Raw genomic sequence first — 22,815 nt, forward strand, 5'->3', positions numbered from 1 at the left:
GCGCTTGTTATCGGTTTTTATGATGGATTTTTTGGACCAGGTACAGGAAGCTTTCTAACCCTGGCATTTGTTTCGCTGGCAGGCAATGATCTCATCAAAGCGACCGCCCATGCTAAAGTATTAAATTTTTCCAGTAATATTGCCGCGCTGCTTAGTTTTGCCCTCGCGGGGAATGTATTGTGGTTACTCGGAGGATGCATGTTGATAGGCCAGGCGATAGGTGCAACGCTCGGTTCTAAATTGGTCATAAGTCAAGGGTGTCGATTTATTCGCCCGTTAATGGTGACTATGTCTGTTGCGCTTAGCCTGAAGTTGTTACTTAATTAACCTCTAATTTACAGTGTAGGGCCGCGACATAACCAATAATCCAACATATAATTTCCACAATAGCTGCACTTACATAATGAAGTAGGGAATTAAGATGAATTATATTGCATTACCACTCAGCATGTTTTTTATATTTGTCGCACCGCTATGGTTAATCTTATATTACCGGAGTCAGAAACAGACTAATAAAGGGTTAACCTCTCAAGATAAAGAGACGTTACAGAGATTGCTAACACGCACTGAGCAGATGCAAAAACGCATTATATCACTGCAAAAAATTCTCGATGCACAGGCGCCGCAGTGGAGACAAAAATGAATACACACAAGAAAAAAATGTATCGCGATTCTAAAAATGGAAAACTTGGCGGCGTTTGCGCCGGATTAGCTGAATATTTTGGCACTGAAATATGGATTATACGGCTGTTAGTTATATCCGCATTTTTATTCTCTGCCGGATTTTTTGTGGCACTTGCTTATATTGCAGCTTATTTTATTTTAGATGAGATGCCAGCACAACGAGAATGGCAGCAAAGTATCTATAAAGCGCATAATGTGAAAAATAAAGCTTGGCAGGCAGGCCACTCTGCAGATCAAATATTAAAAAATTTAAACGGCGAATTAGATAAGATGGAGCATAATATTGAGCAGATGGAAGCTTACGTCACCTCTTTTTCATTTAAAATGGATCGTGAATTTAGGCACCGTTAAGGGGGCATTAATAGAGATGATATTATTGGATTCCTCTTTTTTCATCTTCCCCAAAAACTTGCTCGTTGTAAATGTCTGCGGCGCACAATAAATTCGCTAAGATCAGGCTCAAAGATTTCAATCAAACCTCTGGATAACGCCTATAAAAATCAATAACGCATTGATATATTGATCACTTTGCAATTAAGATATGGAATCGGCTGATGCCTCTCATCGCTGTGAACTGAGCAACATCGTTTTTGCTTCATTTAATTTAAGATATGACCTTCATATAAGCTTAAAAGCCGGAGTGCGATATGGTCCAAACGCAAAATTTATTTGCAAACAGCATGCGACTCGACTGGCAGCTTATCAAAGAACACGGTGCAGGCTTTAGCTTTTATCAATGCTCTGATCCTAACAGGCTTTACTACTTTGCTGGTGCGTTCGCCAAAGAGCAACAGATACCGCTAAAATTTATCTGCTTACAACCTAATTCAGCCTACGCCCCCTTTGTGGGAATATTTGATCTGTTAATTCAACATTTAGATGAATCCTCATTTAGCGTGGAAGAGGTTGTCATTCAGGCAACCAATTACAAACCGCTGCAACAGAACTTGACGGCCATCTTAAAAGGCGAGATAGATAAGCGCAGTGAAATGGTCGTGATAGATGATCTTTTTTTCGAAAAGCAGGCAATTACTGAGGCCATGGTGAATTTGTTTGCAATACTGATCACTAAACCCTCGTTAATTGTGTTAAGCGACTGGCATTACGCTTCTGCATCGGCTATCAATTTATTAAAAGCATTGGCAACGAGAAAGCTTGCCGCCCCCTTGATGGTAATGGTCTCAATTGATACCCAGTATGCCTTAGTTAATCGCCAAGATGACGATCTATGGGAAGGCTTCTTAGATTGGCTGGATGACTCATTTTTGCTGCATAAAGTGCCTCACTACGAATATACCGACGAGATTAAACTAACGCCTACGCCAACATTTAAATTATCATCACAACTGCTCGCGCAAAATGCCAATCTGATGGCATGGCCAGAGGTCGAAGCCTTGGCTCGCCTTTTACTCGAAGATCCGCAGCTCACAGATGCCAATAAAGTAGAGCTACGTTTAAGACTGGCTGAAGCTTTATTATTTTCTGATGAGCTCAATGCCGCGCTTAACGAACTGGAATCTATACAGGTATTCCAGGAACTTATCACGACCACTTATGATCGCGTGCGGTTATTTAATCTCTTAAGCATAACCTTAGCGCAGCGGCAAAGCTTTGAAGAGGCGATGCAGTGTGCGGAAGCGGCACTGGATATCGCCAAACAGGCGGGGGATGGGCAACTACTGGCGCAGTCTATGTTTGTTAATTTCTATGTCCACGATAAATCATCAACCCCACTGCCACTATTAGTATTTGAACAACTCGATCGTGAACTACAGCGCTACAATATGGATTGTTCACATATTTATGTACTGCGCAATTATTATGCTTACCTGCGTTTTTACGAGCAGTTAGACTCAAAAACGGCCCTCAAAATCACCCAACGAGGGATTAAACTGGCAAAAGCAATTGGTCATCGGCAGGGGGTCGCTGCCAGCTATCATAGTAAAGGCATTATTTATTCCTATATTAACCGCTACCAGACGACTTTCCGCTGTTTTGCCATCAGTTCAAAGATTCGTGAACAGCTAGGTGAAGCCAAAGAACAGGTACGGATGCATAACGGCATAGGATATTTTAATACCCTGCTAGAGCAATACCCAGAGGCACAAAATCAATACTTAGCTGCATTTCATATTGCCCGTAAAACCTGCGACGATTCAGAATTATTTGTCACCCTATATAACTTTGCCTGGCTGTACTTTTGTACCCGTGATTATCAACGTTCAGTAAATATACTTGAGCACTTAGTGCGCATCTGCCGAATTAGGCAGATAACTCACTTCCCATTTCGTAACCTATATGATGTATTTAGTTTAAAGGGGTTATGCAATATAAAATTGGGCGTAGTTAGAAGCGCGCAGCAATGTTTAGAGCGCATGCAAAGATTACCCTTTAAGCCCTCTAGCACAGGTAAATATTTACAAGCACTATTAAAGGGCTGCCTGCTCGGTGCCGAAGGCGATCTCCAGCAAGCCCGTGCAACGCTTGAACAAGCTCCGGCCATATTAGGTCAGGTTGTCGATATGGATACCTCTTTGTTACCACTATGTAGCACCGAATTATTAGAGATATATAGCCGCCAAGGTGATTGGCCAGCTTGCAATGCACTTCTCAACAATAGCTTGCTTATGTGTGATGCACTATCATTGCCACGCTTTACCGAGACATTTACCTTGATTAAACAGCAAGTGGCGCTGCAACAGCCAATCTACACTCGCCATCTGCCAATAACCGCATTACCTGAAATATCGCTGCAGCTAGATGAGCTAGTGCGTAATGCCAAGCAAGTTACTCAGCTCAGGCAGGTACAGCAACGCTTGCATGAAATGGAGTTGATCAGTCGCATGCAATCTTTACCTGAGCGCTTGAATACAACTCAAAAACTGCTAGAGGAAAGCTTAAAGTTAGTATGTGCAAACTTCACAGTGCAAGTTGGTGTGATTTATCACCTTGACGGTAAGCAATGGCAGTTAGACAGCCAAGTAGGTAATACACAACCCCTCAAAGATATTCATAATTACCTGAAGAAGATAACAGAGCAAAGGAAACCTTGGGTTGATAATCACTTTTGTTCGCTCGGTGAAGATGGTAAACGCGCCACTTATGATTCCGTCGCTTGTTTGCCGATTTTTATCAACGATCACCTTTACGGGGCAATGATCCTTTGTAACTTTAATCGCAACCGCTATTTTGACTACCAAGCTCAAGAAATATTACAGTTAATCAGCCGCCAACTCGGTAGCCAATTGCAGCTGATTATACACCAAGAAAATTTAATCAAGATGTCCAGCACCGATCCCTTAACTGGGTTATTTAATCGCCAGGCACTGTTAACACGCCTAGATCATGAATTGCTATTATATGAGCAGCATGCGGATACTTACCAATGTTCCTTGGCCTACATTGACTTAGATAACTTTAAAAAAGTTAATGACTTACTCGGCCATGATATCGGAGATAAAGTGCTGCAAGCATTTACTCGATTATTAGTGGAAAGTATGAGAGCGGGAGATATTGTCGCGAGGTGGGGAGGCGATGAATTTGTGGTGCTATTTCCCAATGCCAACCATAGGGATGCCAAAATTATCGCGCAGCGTCTTCTCTCTAACCTGAAAAAACAGCATTTTTTTAAAGCTGAACTAATCAAATGGACCGACAAGCCAGAAATAGTTGCGAACTTGCCTGATTTAAGTTGCTCTATCGGTATTAGCGATTGTGCTGGGACTGACTATGATCAACTAAGTAATGATTGGTTACTTAAGCAGGCTGACCGTGCATTGTATCAAGCCAAGGCCGAAGGAAAAGGCCGGGTTAGTGTTATGAGTATGCATTGCAACTAAAATAAAAATTATGGGAGCCTGTGATCTGGTTAAGTAAAACGGTCACAGCTAAGGTCCAGCCAAAAGCGGAATATTTTCCTGCTGTAATAGCCGCACAAATTTAAAGAATAGGTCGTCACTGTGACAAAAATATCTCTATTTTTAATGGCAATAATATTTTTCACTACAGATGCGCTTTGTGATCCTTTACTCTTAAAATATTTTCAAACCGCTAACCGCTATAACTACCGCATTGATCTGCTTAAACTTGCTATGGATAAAACGCTACAGAGCGATGGCCCCTATTTTCTTGCGCCTGTCCATACTAAAATGCCGCAAAGCAGAGGCCTGCGTTTTCTAGCTGGAGGTGAAAAAGTGAATGTTGCTTTTTTACCGACAAACAGAGAAAGAGAGTCACTGTTTTTATCCATTAAAATCCCGATTCTCAGAGGATTACTCGGCTATCGCATCGCTATTATCCGAAAAAGCAGCTTGCAACATTTTTCAAAAATAGAGTCAATCGAGCAGTTAACCGCGAAATATAAAGCAGGTTTTGGCAATCAATGGGCAGATATGGAAATTCTCAGAATTAACGGTATACCGACCGTCGGAACCATTGAATATGAACACCTTTTTGCCATGTTGGCCGCCAAAAGATTTGATTATTTCCCACGAGGGATCAATGAAGCCTGGCATGAAATGTCAGCGATAAAGGAAACCTACCCCACGCTTACAATCGATCCCTACATCGCACTCTACTACCCTTATCCGGTCTATTTTTTCGTTAACAAATCCAATCTGAAACTTGCTGACAGAATTGAGAGAGGATTGAAGGCTGCAATTGAAGATGGATCTTTTAAAGCGCTGTTTTTAACATATCATGACGCTGTTATTAAGCAGGCCGCGCTGCACTGCAGAAAACTATTTATATTGAAAAACACCACGCTTGCAGAGGGTACAGCGGAGATCGATTCAAGCTGGTGGTTGAAGCGTAACTAGATTTATTGCGTTATATAATTCAGTACTTCGCTATAGCCAACCGTTTATTCAGAACTTACCGTGCAACAACTCAAGCAACCGCATTAGGTTCGGTACAGCACTTTTATAATGTGCCAACCAAACTTTGTTTTTACCAATAAAGGGGTTAATATTTCAGCGCTAAAAACGGCCTTATCAAACGGCGGTACCATCTGCCCTTTTTTAAATTCACCTAAATCCCCTCCTTTCTTGCCGGATGGGCAGCTAGAATATTTCTTAGCCAGCGTTTGAAATTTTGCGCCTTTTTTAAGCTGCGCCATAATATCTTCAGCTTGTTCTTTGTGCTTCACTAAAATGTGAAGTGCTGCTGCGGTTCTCGCCATTATTTTCTTCTTTATAACAAAAATTTTGCAGATTTTAACCTGTGGCTAGCGGGATATCTACCCCAATTTTACGCGCTATGTTATATGGATTGCAGGGGATCAATCATACTGGTAAAGTACAGTGCTGAATTGCTTCGTATAATCCCAATGATATGGTTTGGGAGTTTCTACCAAGACCCTTAAATTCTTGATTATGAAGTCTGTAACTTTACGTACCCCAAATAAAGGTAGAGACTTATGAATTACTTTAACTTACCCAAAATAGATCTACATTGCCACTTAGATGGCAGTGTCCGGCCTGAGACAATTATCAGCCTCGCTAAAGAGCAAAATATCAGCTTGCCGAGTAACGATATTAATGAAATAAATAGCTTAATGATTGCACCTGAAACCTGTTCAAATTTAGATGAATATCTGCTGCGTTTCGAACTGCCGCTATCGGTAATGCAGACAGCCGAAGCGATTGAACGAATCTCATTTGAACTATTTGAAGATGCCGCCAAAGAGAACGTCAAATATTTAGAAGTGCGTTTTGGCCCGCTGCTGCACCTTGAAAAAGGCCTTTCGCTGGAGCAGATTATCAGCAGTGCAGTCAACGGCATGAAGCGAGCTGAAAAAAATTACGATATCAAGGGCAACTACATTTTATCGCTATTACGACATATGCCTAAAGAGAGTATTCAGGGGGTTGTTGATGCCGGTGCAAAGTATCTGCATGACGGCGTGGTTGCTGTTGATTTAGCAGGAGGCGAACCATCAGGGTTCTGCCAAGAGTTTGTACCCTATCTGCAATATGCAGTCGAAAAGGGCTACCGGGTGACCATTCATGCGGGTGAACAAGGAGATGGCCAGAACGTCTATGATGCAATCTCGCTGCTAGGAGCAGAGCGCATTGGACATGGCATCCATATTAAAGGGCATGCTACTGCCTATAAACTAGTCAAGAGCAAAGCGGTCACCTTGGAAGCCTGCCCAAGCAGTAACGTACAGACCAAAGCGGTAGACAAGCTAAGCGCTCATCCGATAAAAGAATTTTATCAAGACGGCGTGCTTATCACCATTAATACCGACAACCGCACTGTTTCTAATACCACTATGACCAATGAAGTACGTAAAGTGATGGAAGAGTTTGACTTGAGCCGCACAGATTATTTTAACATTTATAAGACAAGCGTAACTCATTCATTCGCTAACGACTCAGTAAAACAGCACTTACTACAGTACGCGGAGTAACTTTTATAGCGCTTGAGAAGCACTGTAAATAAAATTAGCAAGGATTTAAGGCGCGAGCAAAAAAACCAGCTACTAATAACATTCGTAGCTGGTTTTTTGTATCTGCTTCTCGCTGGTTTTCAATAAACTCAAGCCTGGTTAACGCTGTTATTTACACCTAATTGATATTAGATCGCAGCCCCCCATTGACTCAGACGTCTAGACGTCCTATTATCCGTTATTGTTTATCTGTTAATGGTCGGCTCTGCCCACACTACAAACACAACAATAACCGACTCTTAATTAAATTCAGGACAGTTGATGATAGAAATAAGAAATGTAAATAAAGTTTTTTATCAGGGAGAGCAAGTTATCAATGCGCTTAGTGATATTAACCTTAATATTACGCAAGGCTGCATATACGGTGTTATCGGCGCTTCCGGCGCAGGTAAAAGTACGTTAATTCGTTGCGTTAATTTATTAGAGCGCCCTACCAGCGGCCAGATAATTGTCGATGGTATTGACCTGACTTTGCTTTCCAATCAGCAATTAACCTTAACTCGCCGTAAAATAGGCATGATTTTCCAACACTTTAACCTGCTCTCATCATGCACTGTTTTTGATAATATTAGCCTGCCTTTAAAGTTGGCGGGGGTAAATAAAAAAGCCATAAAAATCAAAGTCCGTAGTCTATTAGCACTGGTAGGATTGAGTGATAAAAGTGATACCTACCCCGCCAATTTAAGTGGAGGGCAAAAACAGCGTGTTGCGATTGCCCGCGCATTAGCGTCCGATCCAAAAGTATTACTCTGCGATGAAGCGACCAGTTCACTTGATCCTGCAACGACTCAATCAATTTTAGATCTTCTCAGAAAGATCAATAAAGAATTAAACCTAACCATTTTACTGATAACGCATGAGATGGCGGTGGTAAAAGGGATTTGCAGTGAAGTCGCTATTATTGGTGACGGAAAATTAGTTGAACAAGGGCCGGTGGGTGATATTTTTGCCCATCCCAAAAGCACATTAGCGCGTGAATTTATTCGTTCAACATTAGATCTATCAATACCTGAGGATTACCGCGAACGCTTATCAGCAAAGCGCACTGAAAATAGTTATCCGCTGGTGCGTTTAGAGTTTACCGGCGCATCCGTTGATGCTCCTATCATCAGCCAAGTTGCACGAGAGTTTAATATCGATATCAGTATTCTCAGTTCGAATATGGATTATGTCGGGGGGGTTAAATTTGGTCTGATGCTGGCCGAGTTTTTCGGAACAGAAGACGCTGAGCAGCAAGCAATTGCTTTTCTAAAAGAGCAAAAAATAGAAATAGAGGTGTTAGGATATGTCGCTTGATTCAATTTTTGTTTGGTGGGGAAACAATGATCGCCTTATCGCCTTACTTGTCGATGCATTAGGACAGACATTAGCAATGGTTTTTGCTTCCGGCCTGGTAGGCTTTATTTTCGGTATTCCACTGGGAATTTTATTACATTTAAGTAAAAAATCAGGTTTACTTGAAAATCATGCTGTTAATAAAACAGTGGGAACAGTAGTTAATATGGGCCGCTCAATTCCATTTATTATTCTGTTGGTGGCGATTATTCCTTTTACCCGTTTTATGGTCGGCAGTTCAATTGGCACTGCTGCGGCGATTGTTCCGCTAACCATTGCTGCCATTCCGTTTATTGCACGTCTTGTTGAAGGCGCATTACTGGAAGTACCTTCAGGTCTAGTTGAAGCCGCACAGGCGATGGGCGCCAAACCTTATCAGATAATCACAAAAGTACTGCTGCCTGAAGCGCTCCCGGGTATTATCAATGCGGTGACCATTACCTTAGTTACCCTTGTGGGTTATTCGGCAATGGCGGGAACCGTTGGTGGCGGCGGGCTTGGGGATGTCGGCATCCGTTATGGCTACCAACGCTTTGATGGTACAGTAATGCTCATTACTGTTGTTATCTTAGTGATTCTGGTACAAATCATTCAATCTATCGGTGATTATTTAGTTAAGCATGTTGATCATCGCTAATAATTTCAATCCAAACTAAAACTAAAACTAAAACTAAAATTCAGGGCATACCCTGAAAGGAGAAACAGCATGTCTTTTAATCTTAAACACATTTTCACTGTTATAGGCTTAGCATCAACACTTGCACTTACTGGATGTGGCGATAAAGAGGCAGTTGTTACTAGCCAGCCAGTTGTCGATCACTCTAAAATTACTGTTGGCGTAATTGCAGGATCCGAAGCACAAGTCGCCGAAGTGGCAGCACGGGTTGCAAAAGAAAAATATGGCTTAGAGGTCAAACTGATTATTTTTTCTGATTACATCACCCCTAATGCGGCATTGGATGAAGGCTCAATCGATGTTAATGCATTTCAACACAAACCTTACCTTGATCAACAAATTAAAGATCGTGGTTATAAATTTGCTGTTGCAGGCAACACCTTCGTCTACCCTATCGCAGGTTATTCAAATAAAATTAAATCACTGGATGAGTTAAAAAAAGGCGACCAAATTGCCGTACCAAGCGATCCAACCAATCTAGCACGTGCTTTAATACTTCTTCAGCAGCAGGGATTACTTAAATTAAAAGACGATGCAGATCTGACCACAACCGTACTTGATATTGTAAGTATTTCTAACAACTTAAAAATTATTGAGTTAGAAGCCGCACAACTACCGCGCGCGCTTGATGATGTTAGCATCGCAATTATCAATACCACCTATGCAAGCAGTATCAACTTAACCCCTACTGACGACGGTCTTTTTGTTGAAGATAAAAAGTCACCTTATGTGAACCTAATCGTTGCCCGTAAAGATAATGTCAACGCTGAAAATGTAAAAACCTTTGTTAAAGCATACCAGTCAGAAGAAGTTTACCAAGCAGCGCAAGAAATATTCAAAGGCGGTGTCGTTAAAGGCTGGTAGTTAAAGACGGCTAATTTAAATTATCTAAATCCGCTGTTATCTAACCGAAACAGCGGATATCCATTTCAGCTCTTCTATCTCGTTAAAAGTCTGCCAATATTGATCTGGGTAGATATCAATGAAATTAAATGTCATTTAATACGCATATTTTAGCAATCCTTCATCTAAGCGACTGATCTATCCTCTTCTGTTTTTTGAGTAATTGCCACTCTTCAACCATACTCAATATAAGTCTGCGTTAAAGGTTGTGCATGATGAAAAATCATTTATTGAAGTTTCTCTTATCTATTACAATATTCTGTCTACTCGGGTTTATTCCTGCCTCTTCATCTGCACTGGAAAGTCATAATGCAACTGATTTGCAACTTAAATATCCTGCGTTACTTGAATCTATATACCAAAACCATCCAGACCATCGTTTTTGGCAGGAAGAATCGCTAAGAGATGAGTTTGAAAAGCAGATACTATTATTAGTTGCCGCAGGTATTAGTGACGATTTATCTGCTTACTATCAAGCATTAAAAAAGGCGTCAGGAGAACACGATTGGCAACTCTATGAACGCTTAGCTTCAGACTCTTTACTATTTTATATCTCCTATACAGAGCAAATAAGCAGTAAGGGCACCTTGTGGTTATTTGCAGGGAAAATAGACAATAATATTGGCGTACCATCAAAAAAATCAACAGATCCGTTTTTTAATGCCCCCTCTCAAGATAGATTGCAATATCTGCAATCATTATTACCCGCAGCCACCCGCCATAGCCGTCTCTATCACTATTTTTTATCTTCTTACCTGACTCGCCATAACAAGCTCTCTTCTGCAAAATTTACCGTTTTTGCAAAACAGGGAGAAAAGCTACAGCAAAAGGATCAGTTACTTGCACGATTACAAATTTCAGGCGAGATCTCTGACGAGATGAAACAGTATTTAGAAGCGCAAGATAGAGATCGATACAGTGAAGAGCTGCAAGATGTGGTACAACACTTCCAAGCACGCCATGGCTTAATAGTGGACGGAATTATAGGTAAAAACACGCAATATTGGCTTAATATCAGCCATGATGAACGCTTGAGATTAATGGCTTTAAATATCTTAAGATTGCAGTTATGGGTACTCAACAAGCCCAGAATGATCTTAGTAAATATCCCAGACTACAGCATGGAGTATTGGGAATCGGGACAGAAAACATTTACAAGTAAAGTGATAGTAGGCCGTGTAGAAAGAAAAACCCCGCTCTTTTCATCTAGACTTGATTCGATTGTGTTCAACCCAAGCTGGTATGTTCCCACAACAATAATGCGTAAAGATATCCTACCTTACGCATTGATCGACCAGGATTTTTTTGAGCAAAATAACTATGAGATAGTGCCAACCTGGCGCAGTGAAGAGGTCATCAATGAAGATGAAATAGAATGGACCACCATTACAGCAGAGAGTTTCCCCTATAAGTTGCGCCAAAAACCGGGGAAAACCAATGCGCTTGGTTTATACAAATTCAACACCCCGAATAAGAACGCAATTTATTTGCACGACACACCAGCAAAACAGTTGTTTGATAGGCAATATCGAGCCTATAGCTCAGGATGTATACGAGTGCAAGATGCCGATAAGTTTGCACAACTACTAATGGAAAAATCTGGTTTTTCAGAAGAGGAGTATCAACTTCATCTCCAGCAAGAAAAGACCAAAGTAGTTAGTTTAAAGAAAAAAATCACTGTTTATACAATATACCAAACCGTATGGGTGGATCAGTTAGGTTTTACGCAATTTAGAAAGGATATTTATGACTACGACAAATTAAGTGAATTAAAACTCCCATAAAATAACATTCCTTTTGAAAAAAATAAAAAACCTTATAGTTCAATAAGTAAGCTATAGCATGGCGTTTCTCTGCAACATTTAAGGGCAATCTCGTTTGACCTCGTTGCAAATACTCAGTAACTTGACCTATTAACCGTTTATTATTTACCCAATGGATACATATGAAAAGCCCCAATTTTAGTCGTCGAATATTTCTTAAAAGCAGCCTTATTGCCTTAGGAACCGCAGCTTTTCCATCGATATCATATGCATCACCACTGACTGGCCCGCCAAGATCATTAGAGATGAATAATCTTCATACTGGTGAGATATTGCAAACAGAGTATTTTGATGGGACAAGTTATCAGGTAAGTGAATTTCAAAAAATCAATCAGATATGCCGTGATTTTCGTCAAAACGAATCAATAGCGATGGATAAAGACTTATTCGACCAACTCTCTAAGATTCAACAACTCATTGGCTGTGATACTCAGGTGCAAATAATTTCAGGTTATCGCTCGGCAGCCACCAACAAAATGCTCCGAGGAAAATCAAAGGGCGTGGCTAAAAAGAGTTTACATATGCTTGGCAAGGCGATTGATTTCCGCTTAGAGGGGGTGCCGTTAGCTGATGTAAAAAAAGCTGCGCTATCACTTAAAAATGGCGGTGTAGGTTATTATCCTGAGAGTGATTTTGTGCATATTGATACAGGTCACTTTCGTACTTGGTAACCTAACTAACGCGAAGAGACCTGCAATAAAAAGGGCATAAAATATAACTTATTTTGTATCCGCTTCAAATGAAAATTTTTGTCCGCCTAATGCAGCTTCAAACATTAATCCACCGATAGCATAAGTAAAAGTAGCCATTCCGTCGCTATAGCGACCACTCTGCGCTTTCTTACCTGCGCCAGCAGAAGTGCCGGTTGTACTGGTTTGTGCTTGTGCACCGGCAGTAATTGCAACAGCGGATGCTTGTGCACTAAACTCAAAACCATCACTGGTGAATTTATCGTAACCATTTTTATCTTGGAAAAAGATAATTTCACTAAAAGCCTGGCCGCCTAATTGAAAACCCAACGTGACTTGTACCATGGAGACATTGCCCGTTTTCACCCCTTGCTTATAGACTCTTCCTTTACCGTAAGCGCCTCCGATACCAATACCACCTTTACCTATCGTTGGGAAAATAGCATAACCGTAGGCACTGGAAAATAAAGCACTAACCTGAGGGGCTTTTTTGAAATTAGCAATACTCTCTGAATACTCGTCAGCCATGGCGTAACCCGCAAACAAGCACGCTACAAGTAGATAAACTATTTTTTTCATATTCAAGACCTTTTGTATGAAGAGAAACAGATGTAGATCTTAGCCTACAAACGCGCATTTAGGCAAATAACAGCCTCTGCTTGTAGATGCTTCCCAGAGCTGGATTCGCTGTAAAACGAGCACTAAATAAGAGGCGATAAAAGCCTCAAATTAATAAGTAACAGAGGCGATTATGTTGAGCAAGAAAAGATATATTGTTAATAACTACACTTTACCCCAAACACGATTAACTAAACGCACATGTAAGGTGATCTCTTCCCGGTCGTGATACAGATGTTTAGCTTGTAATTCATATTGCAGCCCTGCATCTTTAATCATATCCGTTAAAATTTTAATATCTTCACTCGCCTCCTGATAGCGTTTTTTCATCGGCAGTTTAAGGTTAAAAATTGCTTCTTTACACCAGCCTTCAATTAACCACTTAGCCATCAGTTTAGCGACACGTCGCGGTTTTTCTATCATGTCACAGACTAACCAATCGATATTTTTACGCTCCGGCTCGTACTTAAAGCCATCAACCATGTAATGAGTGACCTGCCCGCTATCCATTAAGCTGGTGGCCATCGCGCCATTATCAATACAAGTAACAAATAAGCCACGGCGCACAAGCTGGTAGGTCCAGCCCCCAGGACAGGCACCTAAATCTACGGCGCGCATCCCTGAATGCAGCCGCGTCTCCTGCTCTTCTGCTGTTAAAAAAACTTGAATAGCTTCATCAAGCTTTAATGTTGAGCGGCTCGGCGCTTCGCTTGGAAAACGTAAACGCGCGATGCCCATATAGAATTCACTGCGGTTATTCGGCACAGAAAAACCGATATAAGCAGATTGGTTATCTAAAAAACATAAATGATAGCAGAGCTTTTTACGGTTATCTTTACTGGTCAAACTGTTCTGCTTTCTCAATGCCTGACGAAGCGGCACGGTAAATTTACGGCAGAAAGTAAGCAAAGGTTTAGTCTCATCACCTTCAGGCGTTTCAACATAAAGGTCACCACCTAAAGGCATATCACGGGTCACCTGCAAAATAGGTGTAATACGATCTTCTAATGGTAAATCTTCAACAAAGGCTTTCACCGCAATCAATTGACGGGCAAATATAAGCTGCTTGTAATCGATGTTTTGTAATAACCCTTCCACCTCAGAAGGATTATAACAATGGTAAAATACATAACCGCTATTACGTTTCGTTTTTACAAAACCAAATACTTCTAAAGCCGCGGCCTTATCTTGTATTTCGTTTGCGCAATCATTCTCAAAACCAGGACGGCAATATAATAAAATTCCTAACATACTTTCCTCTGTTCGTTATAGCGAACCTAATTTTTAACTTATTTAACGGCCTAGTAGTAATAATATTTCATTTGCCCATCAACGCATTCTCAAAACCAGGACGGCAATATAATAAAATTCCTAACATACTTTCCTCTGTTCGCCATTTAGCGAACCTAATTTTTATTTTTACGACTAACTTGCTCGACTAATCTACGATTTTTACTGTTTTGTTTGTACACACACTCAGCAGTACAAGCAGCCAAGCTATTATCAACAGCAAACCACCAATAGGTGTTATTACAGCCAAGATCTTAGTACCACTTAAAACATACAGATATAAACTGCCACTAAAAAAACAGATTCCCAATACAAACGCAATTTTGCTCATTAGTAAAAAACGATTATTTATAAATAGCGAAAGAACCACAACGACTAATAAAGTGATGGCATGAACTAACTGATAATTAACAGCTAGTTGGAAGTATGCAATTTGCTGGCTATTGGCCCAACCACTTAACCCATGGCTGGCATATGCGCCTAATGCAACGCCTGTTGCCCCTAAAAATGAGGCGATAATTAAAAACAGGCGCGTGCTATTAGGTATTGTGAAATGAGTGTTCAAATTTACTCAGTATCAATAATATCTAAGCTTTTGGCGAGTTCATCCATCTGCTTCATTTGTGATAGGAATGGCGCTAGCTTATCAAGAGAAAGCGCACAGGGACCATCACACTTAGCGTTGGCAGGATCTGGATGAGATTCTAAGAATAGACCGGCGATTCCTTGCGACATGCCCGCTAAACCGAGTTGTACTACCTGACTGCGACGGCCGTCAGCACTGTCACTGCGCGCACCTGGTTTTTGCAATGAATGCGTTACATCAAAGATAACCGGGTAGCCAGTCTCTTTCATGGTGCTAAAGCCGAGCATATCAACCACAAGGTTATTGTAACCAAAGCAGCTACCTCGTTCGCAGAGGATTATTTTATCATTCCCTGCTTCCTTGAATTTGCTGATGATATGTTTCATTTCATGCGGCGCTAAAAATTGTGCTTTTTTAACATTGATAACGGCATTTGTTTCAGCCATTGCTTTAACAAGATCTGTTTGACGACTTAAAAATGCAGGAAGCTGTATAACATCAACCACTTCAGCAACAGGTTTTGCTTGGTAAGGTTCATGGATATCAGTGATAATTGGCACATTAAAGGTTTTTTTGATCTCTTCAAAAATGCGTAACCCTTCTTCAAGTCCGGGACCTCGGTAGCTGTTAATTGATGAGCGATTGGCTTTATCAAACGACGCTTTAAATACAAATGGGATATTTAACTTCGATGTGACTTCAACATATGTTTCCACCATTTTCATCGCTAAGTCGCGTGACTCTAATACATTCATACCACCAAACAAAACAAATGGGAGGTCATTAGCAACGTCGATATTGCCTACTTTTACTATTTTTTGCTTCATCCTTTGCTCTCTTTTTTGTTAGTGGATCACTTGACTATTTTTTTCAAGGTCCATCTGTTTAATCTGTCGTTTTAAAAGGCTGACAATGGGATCTTCTGGAAATTGATCAATAAAATATGCAAAATCACTGCTTGCCAATGTAAAACAATCTAGTTGTTGAAATATAAAACCACGATCTCTTACTTCATAAGCATCATCGGGCTCAATCCGTAATAAAATATCACAGCACAATAGCGCCTGTTCTAAACTTTCGGCCTGAATATAGGCCGCTTTAATAACGTTAATTAACCGTTTTATTATGGTTCTATTATCATCGGGTTTGAGCATATCAAGGGTTAATCGAGCATGGTTGCCTAACTGCCCTCGCACTTTAAGTTCAAGCAGTTCCCGTGAAGGCAGCTCCCCGGTAAATGGGTCAAGGTAAACGACTTCATTGGGCAGATTAATCTGAATCAAAAACCCACTGGGGAAACAGATCCCTTGTGCATCAAAATCACAGGCTTTTAACAAATCTAAAAGTAAAATACCTAAACTAATTGGAATCCCTTTACGGCGTGACAAGACGTTAGAAATCAACGCATTTTTCACCTTAAAAAAGGCCTTCCAATCGCCCTTGAACGCCTGCTGTTGATAAAGGATATCAATCAATTTAACAAGTTTTTCTTTATCTGCAACGGCAAAACAGGAAAGTTTAGATTTAACCACAAGATGTTGCAGACGCAAATCATCCTGAAACTTTTTAACACTAACTCCCGTCAATTCTGACTCTGCCATAATAGCGGCATCGACTAATGAGCAGTTTTCAAAATCGAACTGTTCATTGATAATCATTTCACTCTCTTCATTTTTGAAAAGATCATTTTCAAAAACATCATCTTTAAATACACTAATCACACTCTACCCTAATAATATAATAGCTTGTTTGCTGATTGCTAAATTACCGATATACGCAAGCCAACCAAACGCACCAATAAACGCTAATAATTGCATTCCTTTACGTTTTCTTTCATCTAAAGCAACAGAGACCATCACTATATAGGCAATAAAAGCCCCTATTTTTTCAAGCAACCAAAATCCGTGCGATTCAAACGGGTTAAGTTGTAAAAGCCAAACCAGTAACAAACCTAATAATAAGATGGTTAAATGCATATGTAATAATACTTTTTTGAAAATTACTTTTTGCGCATTTTTATGCCCTGTTTTAAGCCAATAAAAAGAGACTATAAAAAGCAGTACAGCCAATAAAATAAAAGTTAAATGGGTATGTTTTAAAAAATTATACATCTATGCCTCTTTGCTATTTGGGTTAACTACAGCAATCGTAACACGATCATTGCCGCCATAATCTTTGATTGTTTTAATCTGCACATAGTGCAAATCCTCTAAAACAGCAGCAACAACTGATGCTTGCTCGAAACCATGCTCTATTAACAAATACCCCCCTTTTTTCAGATAATGGGGAGCTTGCCGGGCAATTAATAGAATGTCCGCCAAGCCATTATCATCTGACACTAGCGCAGTTACGGGTTCAAAACGCAGATCACCCTGATTTAAATGAACATCATTTTTATCAATATAAGGGGGGTTGCTTACAATCAAATCAAATTCCCCCTCAACATTTTCAAACCAGTTACTCTGTTTGAACAGCACATTGCTAATATTTAACTGCTGCGCGTTTTCCCTTGCTAGACTGACAGCATCGGCGCTGCAATCAACACCGATGCAGCTTGACTTGGGGCGTTCACTGGCCAGCGCTAAAATAATAGCGCCCGTACCTGTTCCCAAATCTAATATATTTGCATCGGCACTGCAAATATCAAGGGCTGTTTCAACCAATATCTCCGTATCAGGACGCGGGATTAATGTTGAATTATTAACTTTAAGCGGTAGCGACCAAAACTCACGAATCCCCGTTAAATGAGCAACAGGTACGCCGTTTACACGCTGGCTAATTAACTCTTCAAACTGACATTTTTGTGCATGCGTTAAATCTCGCTCAGGCCAAGTCATTAGATATACAGTTTCTTTATCCAATACAAACGCAAGCAACACCTGCGCATCTAATAAGGCACTGTCACTGTTGACTAAGGTAAATTTTGCCCAGACTAAGGCATCATCAATGCGCAATTAAAAATCACTTTGCGCAAGCGCTGCTAATTTATCCGCTTGATCTTCAATAAGAATAGGGGCTAACAATGCGTCTAAATCACCTTCTAACACTTCATTAAGACGATAAACAGTTAAGTTAATACGGTGATCGCTGACCCGCCCTTGTGGGTAGTTGTAGGTGCGGATACGTTCACTGCGATCTCCACTTGCAACTAAGCTACGGCGAATTGTTTGCTCTTCAGCGTGATTCTTTTCATCTTCCGCTTGTTGCAGACGCGCCTGTAAAACAGACATAGCCTGCGCTCTGTTTTTATGCTGCGAACGTTGATCCTGACATTCAACCACTGTGCCCGTCGGTAGATGGGTAATACGGATTGCCGAATCGGTTTTATTAACGTGCTGACCACCCGCCCCGGAAGCACGGAACGTATCAACTTTCAAATCGGCAGTATTAATTGAAATTGCCTCTGTTTCAGGCACTTCAGGCATAACAACCACGGTACATGCTGAAGTATGAATACGGCCTTGTGACTCAGTTTCCGGTACGCGTTGTACACGGTGACCACCAGACTCAAATTTCATAATACCGTATGCACCTTGACCTTCAATTTTAGCAATTAACTCTTTATAACCGCCCTGTTCACTGGCATTGCTATTCATCACTTCGATACGCCAGCCTTTTGCATCAATATATTTGCTGTACATACGAAAGAGATTACCGGCAAAAATAGCAGCTTCATCCCCACCAGCACCGGCGCGAATTTCTAAGTAACAGTTACGATCATCGTTAGGATCTTTAGGTAGCAGTAAAATTTGCAGTTCATCTGCTAATTTTTCAACAGATTCTTTAGCTTCTTTAATTTCATCTTTTGCCATCTCGCGCATATCAGGATCGTCATCCTCCTGCATCATTTCCGCAGATGCCAAATCTTTAAGTGCGCCCTGATAAGCTTGAAAGCTGTGCACGACAACCTCAAGTTGCGAATACTCTTTAGTGAGCTCTCTGTATCTGTTTTGATCGCTAATCGTATCAGAATCGCCAAGCAAAGCTTGAACTTCTTCATAACGCTCAACAAGCCCTTCTAATTTGCTTACAATGGATGCTTTCATATTAATTCTCTTTTTATGTATATTCGTTTGCACTGTGTTGCTGTTTACTAAAACGGATCCGCAGTAACAATAATTTTATTCTTCTAAATTTAGGCCGAGCGCACTACGCAATATTTGCAATTTATTATCATCGCCAGAACGGCTAACATCCGTTAATGCCTGACTCGGGTAATGGATCAGCTTATTGGTCAATTTAAACGCTAATTCCTTCAGTACTTTTTCAGGGTCACCACCGTTATTAAGCACAGCAGTTGCACGTATTAATAACTGATCACGTGATAACTCACTATTACTGCGATATAAGCGGATACTCTCAACCGCTTTTAAAGATTCCAGCCAATCAGTAAAGTCAACAGTGCAACTTTCGATGATTTTTTCAGCCTCAATGGCCGCTTCTTGGCGCGCCTGTTTATTTTCTTCAATGATGCCGTGCAAATCATCAACAGTGTAAAGGTACGCATCACTTAACTCGGCGACTTCCGACTCGATATCACGAGGCACAGCAATATCGATAAATAAGATCGGCTGATGACGACGTTTTTTTAACGCGCTTTCAACCATTCCTTTACCTATAATGGGTAAGGGACTCGCAGTGGAAGAGATAATAATATCAGCATCTGCTAAGTGGTTAGGGATTTCACCCAGGGTGATTGCTTGTGCATCAAACCTATCTACAAGCTCCATCGCCCTTGATAAGGTGCGATTCGCAATAGTGATATTAGGCACATTATGATCCACCAAATATTTACCCACTAATTCAATAGTTTCACCAGCCCCAATTAATAAAACCCGACTTTGTGATAACTCACTGAATATTTGCTTGGCTAAACAGACAGCGGCAAACGCCACCGAAATTGCATTCGCACCAATTTGGGTTTCGGTGCGCACCCGCTTTGCCACGCTAAAAGTCTGTTGAAACCATTTATTAAGTATTTTATTAACACTTTTGGCTTGGCTTGCCGTGGCAAACGCCTGTTTTATCTGCCCCAAAATTTGTGGTTCGCCTAACACTAGCGAGTCTAAACCACATGCAACCCGAAAAAGATGCTGTACCGCTTGTTCATTTTGATAACAATATAAACTGTCCGCTAATTCACTTTCTTCTATCTGGTGAAATAAATGGAACCAATCTATCACCTGTTGACAGTTATCCTGATTCAAATTGCAATATATTTCAGTGCGATTACAGGTTGAAACAATGACAGCTTCCAAAACTGAGCTTCGCGCCATCAATTGTCGGTAAGCTCCGAGTAAATACTCAGGAGTAAATACGACTTTTTCTCGCAATGACAGAGAGGCTGTTTGATGGTTAATTCCTAACGCAAATAGAGGCATTCGATAAATTCACAACACAAGTTAAAAACGATTGGTAATAGGGGCGATAATTCTACGGACATTTAAGCAATATTTAAAGAAAACGATCAGTATCGCAGATATTTAAGCTGTTTTTATCACTTTAAAACGGTTAACTGTGGCCCGACAAAACAGAATAGACAAATATCTGCCTTTATATTTTTACAAGTGCCGAATGCTTGGGTATTATCGACGCTCTATTTATTTACTCATTTGACTTAAGTTGTTGCTAAAATCATGCCTATCAAAAATATTATCACCTGTTTCTTTTTAATTTTGTCATTGTCGGGATGTTCATCTCTTTACGATACTTTTGTCTACCAAATTGATGTGACTCAAGGTAATTACATTGAGGAGGAAAAACTAAACCAAGTAGAAATGGGAATGAGTCAAGAGCAGATCATCTTCATTCTTGGTTCTCCGATGTTAATTGACCAATTTAATTCCTCAAAATGGTACTACATCCGTTACATAAAACCCGGCGGTAAGGAAATACAGCAACAAAAAGTGGTATTTACTTTCACTAACAAAATTCTGACAAATATTGACCGGGAAGGTCAGATTAAAGAGAACCCGCTTAATACTCCGAAATTAAAGAAAGCGCCGAATGAAGCGGCGGAAAGCCCGAATGTGGAACGTAACCCAGAAACCGACAACGCAGTGACTATCGAAAATTAACCAATACGATAAAAAAGAGCAACTAACAGATAACGTTAGTTGCTCTTTTTTTTACCAAAAACTAAATCAGGGTACAGTTTTTAACTATTTTTCTGCCATTTTAGCCGCACGTAATTTGCGCATCTCTTTCGGATCTGCCGTCATCGGGCGATAGATCTCAATACGATCCCCATTCTTAAGCACTGTTGATAGCGTTTCAAGATGGCCAAAAATACCGACCTTTGCCTCACTGATTATAATGTTCGGGAAATGTTTGATAATCCCAGAGAGTTTAATCCCCTCTTCTATCGTACAACCCACAGGCACAGGCAGCGAAAGCAAAACCTGTTTATTAGGCAGCCCATAAACCACCTCAATTTCAATCATATCACTCATCGTTTTTCCTATCGTAGGCCATAAACCACTTTTGCACGTGCCGCAAATGATTTCACCATAGAACCGATTAACTCATTAAAGATACGGCCAAATGCAAATTCCACCAGCGTACTACTAAATTCAAATTTTAAATTTAAACTCACTTTACACGCTTTTTCATCGAGCACAGTAAATGTCCAGCCGCCGGTTAAATACTTAAAAGGGCCATCCACTAAACTCATCTCAATAGCTTTGCCATCAATAAGCGTATTTTCAGTAGTAAATATTTGACTAATCCCCGCTTTAGAGACTTTAAGAGCTGCACGCATAGTATGTTCAGAAGAATATAATACCTTTGTCGAAACACAACCGGGCAAAAATTCAGGATAAGCGATCACATCATTTACTAACTGGTACATTTCATCAGCGCTATACATTAACAATGCGCTACGTGACACTTCAGCCATCTCTTATCCTCTTTAAAAATAGAGCATATTACACCATCCCCCCGCTCAATAAAAAAAAATACCAAATTCGCGGCCATTTCTGTTATTTTTGAATAATTGAAATAGCAATTTGAAATTATTTAAGGGTACAATGCGAGACTATGGCTAAGAAAAACTCAAAAACAAAAAACAATGACAATACGATTGCACGAAATAAACGTGCCAGTCACGACTACCACCTGGAAGAGCGCTTTGAAGCGGGACTTGAATTACAGGGTTGGGAAGTCAAATCGTTACGCGCAGGCAAAGCGAATATCGCTGATAGTTATATTTTCCTGAAAAACGGAGAAGCATGGCTATTGGGTGCCTCTTTCCCTCCCCTTATTGCAGCGTCTTCGCATGTTGTATGTGACCCTATGCGTTATCGCAAATTACTGCTTAACAGGCGAGAACTCGACAACTTAGTCGGTAAAGTTGAACGTCAAGGTTACTCTATTATTCCCATCTCTTTATACTGGAAACATGCGTGGGTAAAAATATCTTTTGCATTAGCAAAAGGTAAGCAAGACCGCGACAAACGCGCTGATGTGAAAGATAGAGAATGGAAAGTAGACAAAGAACGTATGATGAAACACAGCGTTCGCTAGAAATAGATGTAAAAGTTTAATTAATAGCAAATGTAATGTGACGCAGATAACACTATCTAAAGCACTTTTCTTTTGCTACTATTAATACGTAAGCAGGTAGAAGACGCTTACCACTGTGGGGATGATTTAGGACTCGACGAGATTCTTGAAACCCAAGGTGCATGCCGAGGTGGCGGTTGGCCTCGTAAAAAGCCGCCAATGTTATAGTTGCAAACGACTCTAACTACTCTCTAGCA

The 22,815-nt window shown here is 40.5% G+C and carries 25 protein-coding genes, 1 other RNA gene and 1 riboswitch; of the genes, 14 read left to right on the top strand and 12 right to left on the bottom strand.

Translation table 11 applies throughout. The features are described 5' to 3' along the window. The 5 genes from ACJAT7_RS10980 to ACJAT7_RS11000 all read left to right on the top strand — a co-directional run. Positions 1–327, top strand: a 327-nt coding sequence (locus tag ACJAT7_RS10980) for a TSUP family transporter (protein WP_415226846.1), incomplete at its 5' end; no start/stop codon positions are given. A gap of 94 nt (positions 328–421) precedes the next feature. Beyond that, entirely contained in the window at positions 422–643 is a 222-nt protein-coding gene (gene pspB, locus ACJAT7_RS10985) for an envelope stress response membrane protein PspB (protein ID WP_415226847.1), read from the top strand. Then, entirely contained in the window at positions 640–1,035 is a 396-nt protein-coding gene (gene pspC, locus ACJAT7_RS10990; protein ID WP_415226848.1) for an envelope stress response membrane protein PspC, read from the top strand. The genes pspB and pspC overlap by 4 nt, the downstream gene beginning before the upstream one ends. Positions 1,036–1,331: 296 nt before the next feature. After that, positions 1,332–4,523, top strand: a complete 3,192-nt coding sequence (locus ACJAT7_RS10995; RefSeq protein ID WP_415226849.1) for a diguanylate cyclase — start codon at positions 1,332–1,334, stop codon at positions 4,521–4,523. A 120-nt stretch (positions 4,524–4,643) separates the two neighbouring features. Next, the gene (locus tag ACJAT7_RS11000; RefSeq protein WP_415226850.1) at positions 4,644–5,501 is read left to right on the top strand and encodes a hypothetical protein; all 858 of its coding nucleotides are present in this window, start codon (positions 4,644–4,646) and stop codon (positions 5,499–5,501) included. 83 nt (positions 5,502–5,584) lie between these two features. Here ACJAT7_RS11000 and ppiC read toward each other — a convergent pair whose 3' ends face one another. Further along, entirely contained in the window at positions 5,585–5,863 is a 279-nt protein-coding gene (gene ppiC, locus ACJAT7_RS11005; protein ID WP_415226851.1) for a peptidylprolyl isomerase PpiC, read from the bottom strand. Positions 5,864–5,977: 114 nt separating this feature from the next. After that, positions 5,978–6,077, top strand: a riboswitch (purine riboswitch). A 23-nt stretch (positions 6,078–6,100) separates the two neighbouring features. On the opposite strand from ppiC, the gene add reads away from it, so the two are divergent. From add to ACJAT7_RS11035, 6 genes are all read left to right on the top strand, one after another. Beyond that, positions 6,101–7,096: an adenosine deaminase gene (add, locus tag ACJAT7_RS11010; RefSeq protein WP_415226852.1), complete on the top strand. Its 996-nt coding sequence runs from the start codon at positions 6,101–6,103 to the stop codon at positions 7,094–7,096. A gap of 300 nt (positions 7,097–7,396) precedes the next feature. Further along, complete coding sequence (gene metN, locus ACJAT7_RS11015; RefSeq protein ID WP_415226853.1) at positions 7,397–8,431, top strand: methionine ABC transporter ATP-binding protein MetN; 1,035 nt, start codon at positions 7,397–7,399, stop codon at positions 8,429–8,431. Beyond that, the gene (locus tag ACJAT7_RS11020; RefSeq protein ID WP_415226854.1) at positions 8,421–9,107 is read left to right on the top strand and encodes a methionine ABC transporter permease; all 687 of its coding nucleotides are present in this window, start codon (positions 8,421–8,423) and stop codon (positions 9,105–9,107) included. Before metN ends, ACJAT7_RS11020 begins: the two co-directional genes overlap by 11 nt. A gap of 69 nt (positions 9,108–9,176) precedes the next feature. Then, the gene (metQ, locus tag ACJAT7_RS11025) at positions 9,177–10,010 is read left to right on the top strand and encodes a methionine ABC transporter substrate-binding lipoprotein MetQ (RefSeq protein WP_415226855.1); all 834 of its coding nucleotides are present in this window, start codon (positions 9,177–9,179) and stop codon (positions 10,008–10,010) included. Positions 10,011–10,261: 251 nt separating this feature from the next. After that, positions 10,262–11,833, top strand: a complete 1,572-nt coding sequence (locus tag ACJAT7_RS11030; RefSeq protein WP_415226856.1) for a L,D-transpeptidase family protein — start codon at positions 10,262–10,264, stop codon at positions 11,831–11,833. A gap of 161 nt (positions 11,834–11,994) precedes the next feature. Next, a complete protein-coding gene (locus ACJAT7_RS11035) occupies positions 11,995–12,543 on the top strand; it encodes a DUF882 domain-containing protein (RefSeq protein WP_415226857.1) in 549 nt (182 codons plus the stop codon). 48 nt (positions 12,544–12,591) lie between these two features. Here ACJAT7_RS11035 and ACJAT7_RS11040 read toward each other — a convergent pair whose 3' ends face one another. From ACJAT7_RS11040 to hemA, 9 genes are all read right to left on the bottom strand, one after another. Continuing rightward, on the bottom strand, positions 12,592–13,140 hold the full coding sequence (locus tag ACJAT7_RS11040) for a hypothetical protein (protein ID WP_415226858.1): 549 nt from the start codon (positions 13,138–13,140) through the stop codon (positions 12,592–12,594). A gap of 204 nt (positions 13,141–13,344) precedes the next feature. Next, positions 13,345–14,430 (bottom strand): 23S rRNA (cytidine(2498)-2'-O)-methyltransferase RlmM, encoded by a 1,086-nt coding sequence (rlmM, locus tag ACJAT7_RS11045; RefSeq protein WP_415226859.1) that lies wholly within the window; start codon positions 14,428–14,430, stop codon positions 13,345–13,347. A 187-nt stretch (positions 14,431–14,617) separates the two neighbouring features. Next, positions 14,618–15,034 (bottom strand): DUF423 domain-containing protein, encoded by a 417-nt coding sequence (locus tag ACJAT7_RS11050; RefSeq protein WP_415226860.1) that lies wholly within the window; start codon positions 15,032–15,034, stop codon positions 14,618–14,620. Positions 15,035–15,036: 2 nt separating this feature from the next. After that, the gene (gene kdsA, locus ACJAT7_RS11055) at positions 15,037–15,882 is read right to left on the bottom strand and encodes a 3-deoxy-8-phosphooctulonate synthase (protein WP_415226861.1); all 846 of its coding nucleotides are present in this window, start codon (positions 15,880–15,882) and stop codon (positions 15,037–15,039) included. An 18-nt stretch (positions 15,883–15,900) separates the two neighbouring features. Next, positions 15,901–16,776: a SirB1 family protein gene (locus ACJAT7_RS11060; protein WP_415226862.1), complete on the bottom strand. Its 876-nt coding sequence runs from the start codon at positions 16,774–16,776 to the stop codon at positions 15,901–15,903. Positions 16,777–16,779: 3 nt separating this feature from the next. Further along, a complete protein-coding gene (locus ACJAT7_RS11065; protein ID WP_415226863.1) occupies positions 16,780–17,166 on the bottom strand; it encodes a SirB2 family protein in 387 nt (128 codons plus the stop codon). Then, positions 17,167–18,009 (bottom strand): peptide chain release factor N(5)-glutamine methyltransferase, encoded by an 843-nt coding sequence (gene prmC / locus ACJAT7_RS11070; protein WP_415226864.1) that lies wholly within the window; start codon positions 18,007–18,009, stop codon positions 17,167–17,169. Beyond that, a complete protein-coding gene (gene prfA / locus ACJAT7_RS11075) occupies positions 18,010–19,101 on the bottom strand; it encodes a peptide chain release factor 1 (RefSeq protein ID WP_415226865.1) in 1,092 nt (363 codons plus the stop codon). A 75-nt stretch (positions 19,102–19,176) separates the two neighbouring features. Then, positions 19,177–20,436, bottom strand: coding sequence for a glutamyl-tRNA reductase (hemA, locus tag ACJAT7_RS11080; protein WP_415226866.1), 1,260 nt, complete (start codon positions 20,434–20,436; stop codon positions 19,177–19,179). Between the two features lie 255 nt (positions 20,437–20,691). Between hemA and ACJAT7_RS11085 the strand changes: the two genes are divergently transcribed. After that, entirely contained in the window at positions 20,692–21,132 is a 441-nt protein-coding gene (locus ACJAT7_RS11085; protein WP_415226867.1) for an outer membrane protein assembly factor BamE, read from the top strand. An 84-nt stretch (positions 21,133–21,216) separates the two neighbouring features. Here ACJAT7_RS11085 and ACJAT7_RS11090 read toward each other — a convergent pair whose 3' ends face one another. Beyond that, a complete protein-coding gene (locus ACJAT7_RS11090) occupies positions 21,217–21,507 on the bottom strand; it encodes an RnfH family protein (RefSeq protein WP_415226868.1) in 291 nt (96 codons plus the stop codon). An 8-nt stretch (positions 21,508–21,515) separates the two neighbouring features. Then, on the bottom strand, positions 21,516–21,953 hold the full coding sequence (locus ACJAT7_RS11095) for an SRPBCC family protein (protein ID WP_415226869.1): 438 nt from the start codon (positions 21,951–21,953) through the stop codon (positions 21,516–21,518). A 140-nt stretch (positions 21,954–22,093) separates the two neighbouring features. Between ACJAT7_RS11095 and smpB the strand changes: the two genes are divergently transcribed. Next, positions 22,094–22,579, top strand: coding sequence for an SsrA-binding protein SmpB (gene smpB, locus ACJAT7_RS11100; RefSeq protein WP_415226870.1), 486 nt, complete (start codon positions 22,094–22,096; stop codon positions 22,577–22,579). Between the two features lie 117 nt (positions 22,580–22,696). Further along, positions 22,697–22,815: a transfer-messenger RNA gene (ssrA, locus tag ACJAT7_RS11105) on the top strand; the annotation flags it as partial.

The organism is Psychromonas sp. (genome assembly GCF_047632995.1).
Taxonomy (GTDB): Bacteria; Pseudomonadota; Gammaproteobacteria; order Enterobacterales; family Psychromonadaceae; genus Psychromonas.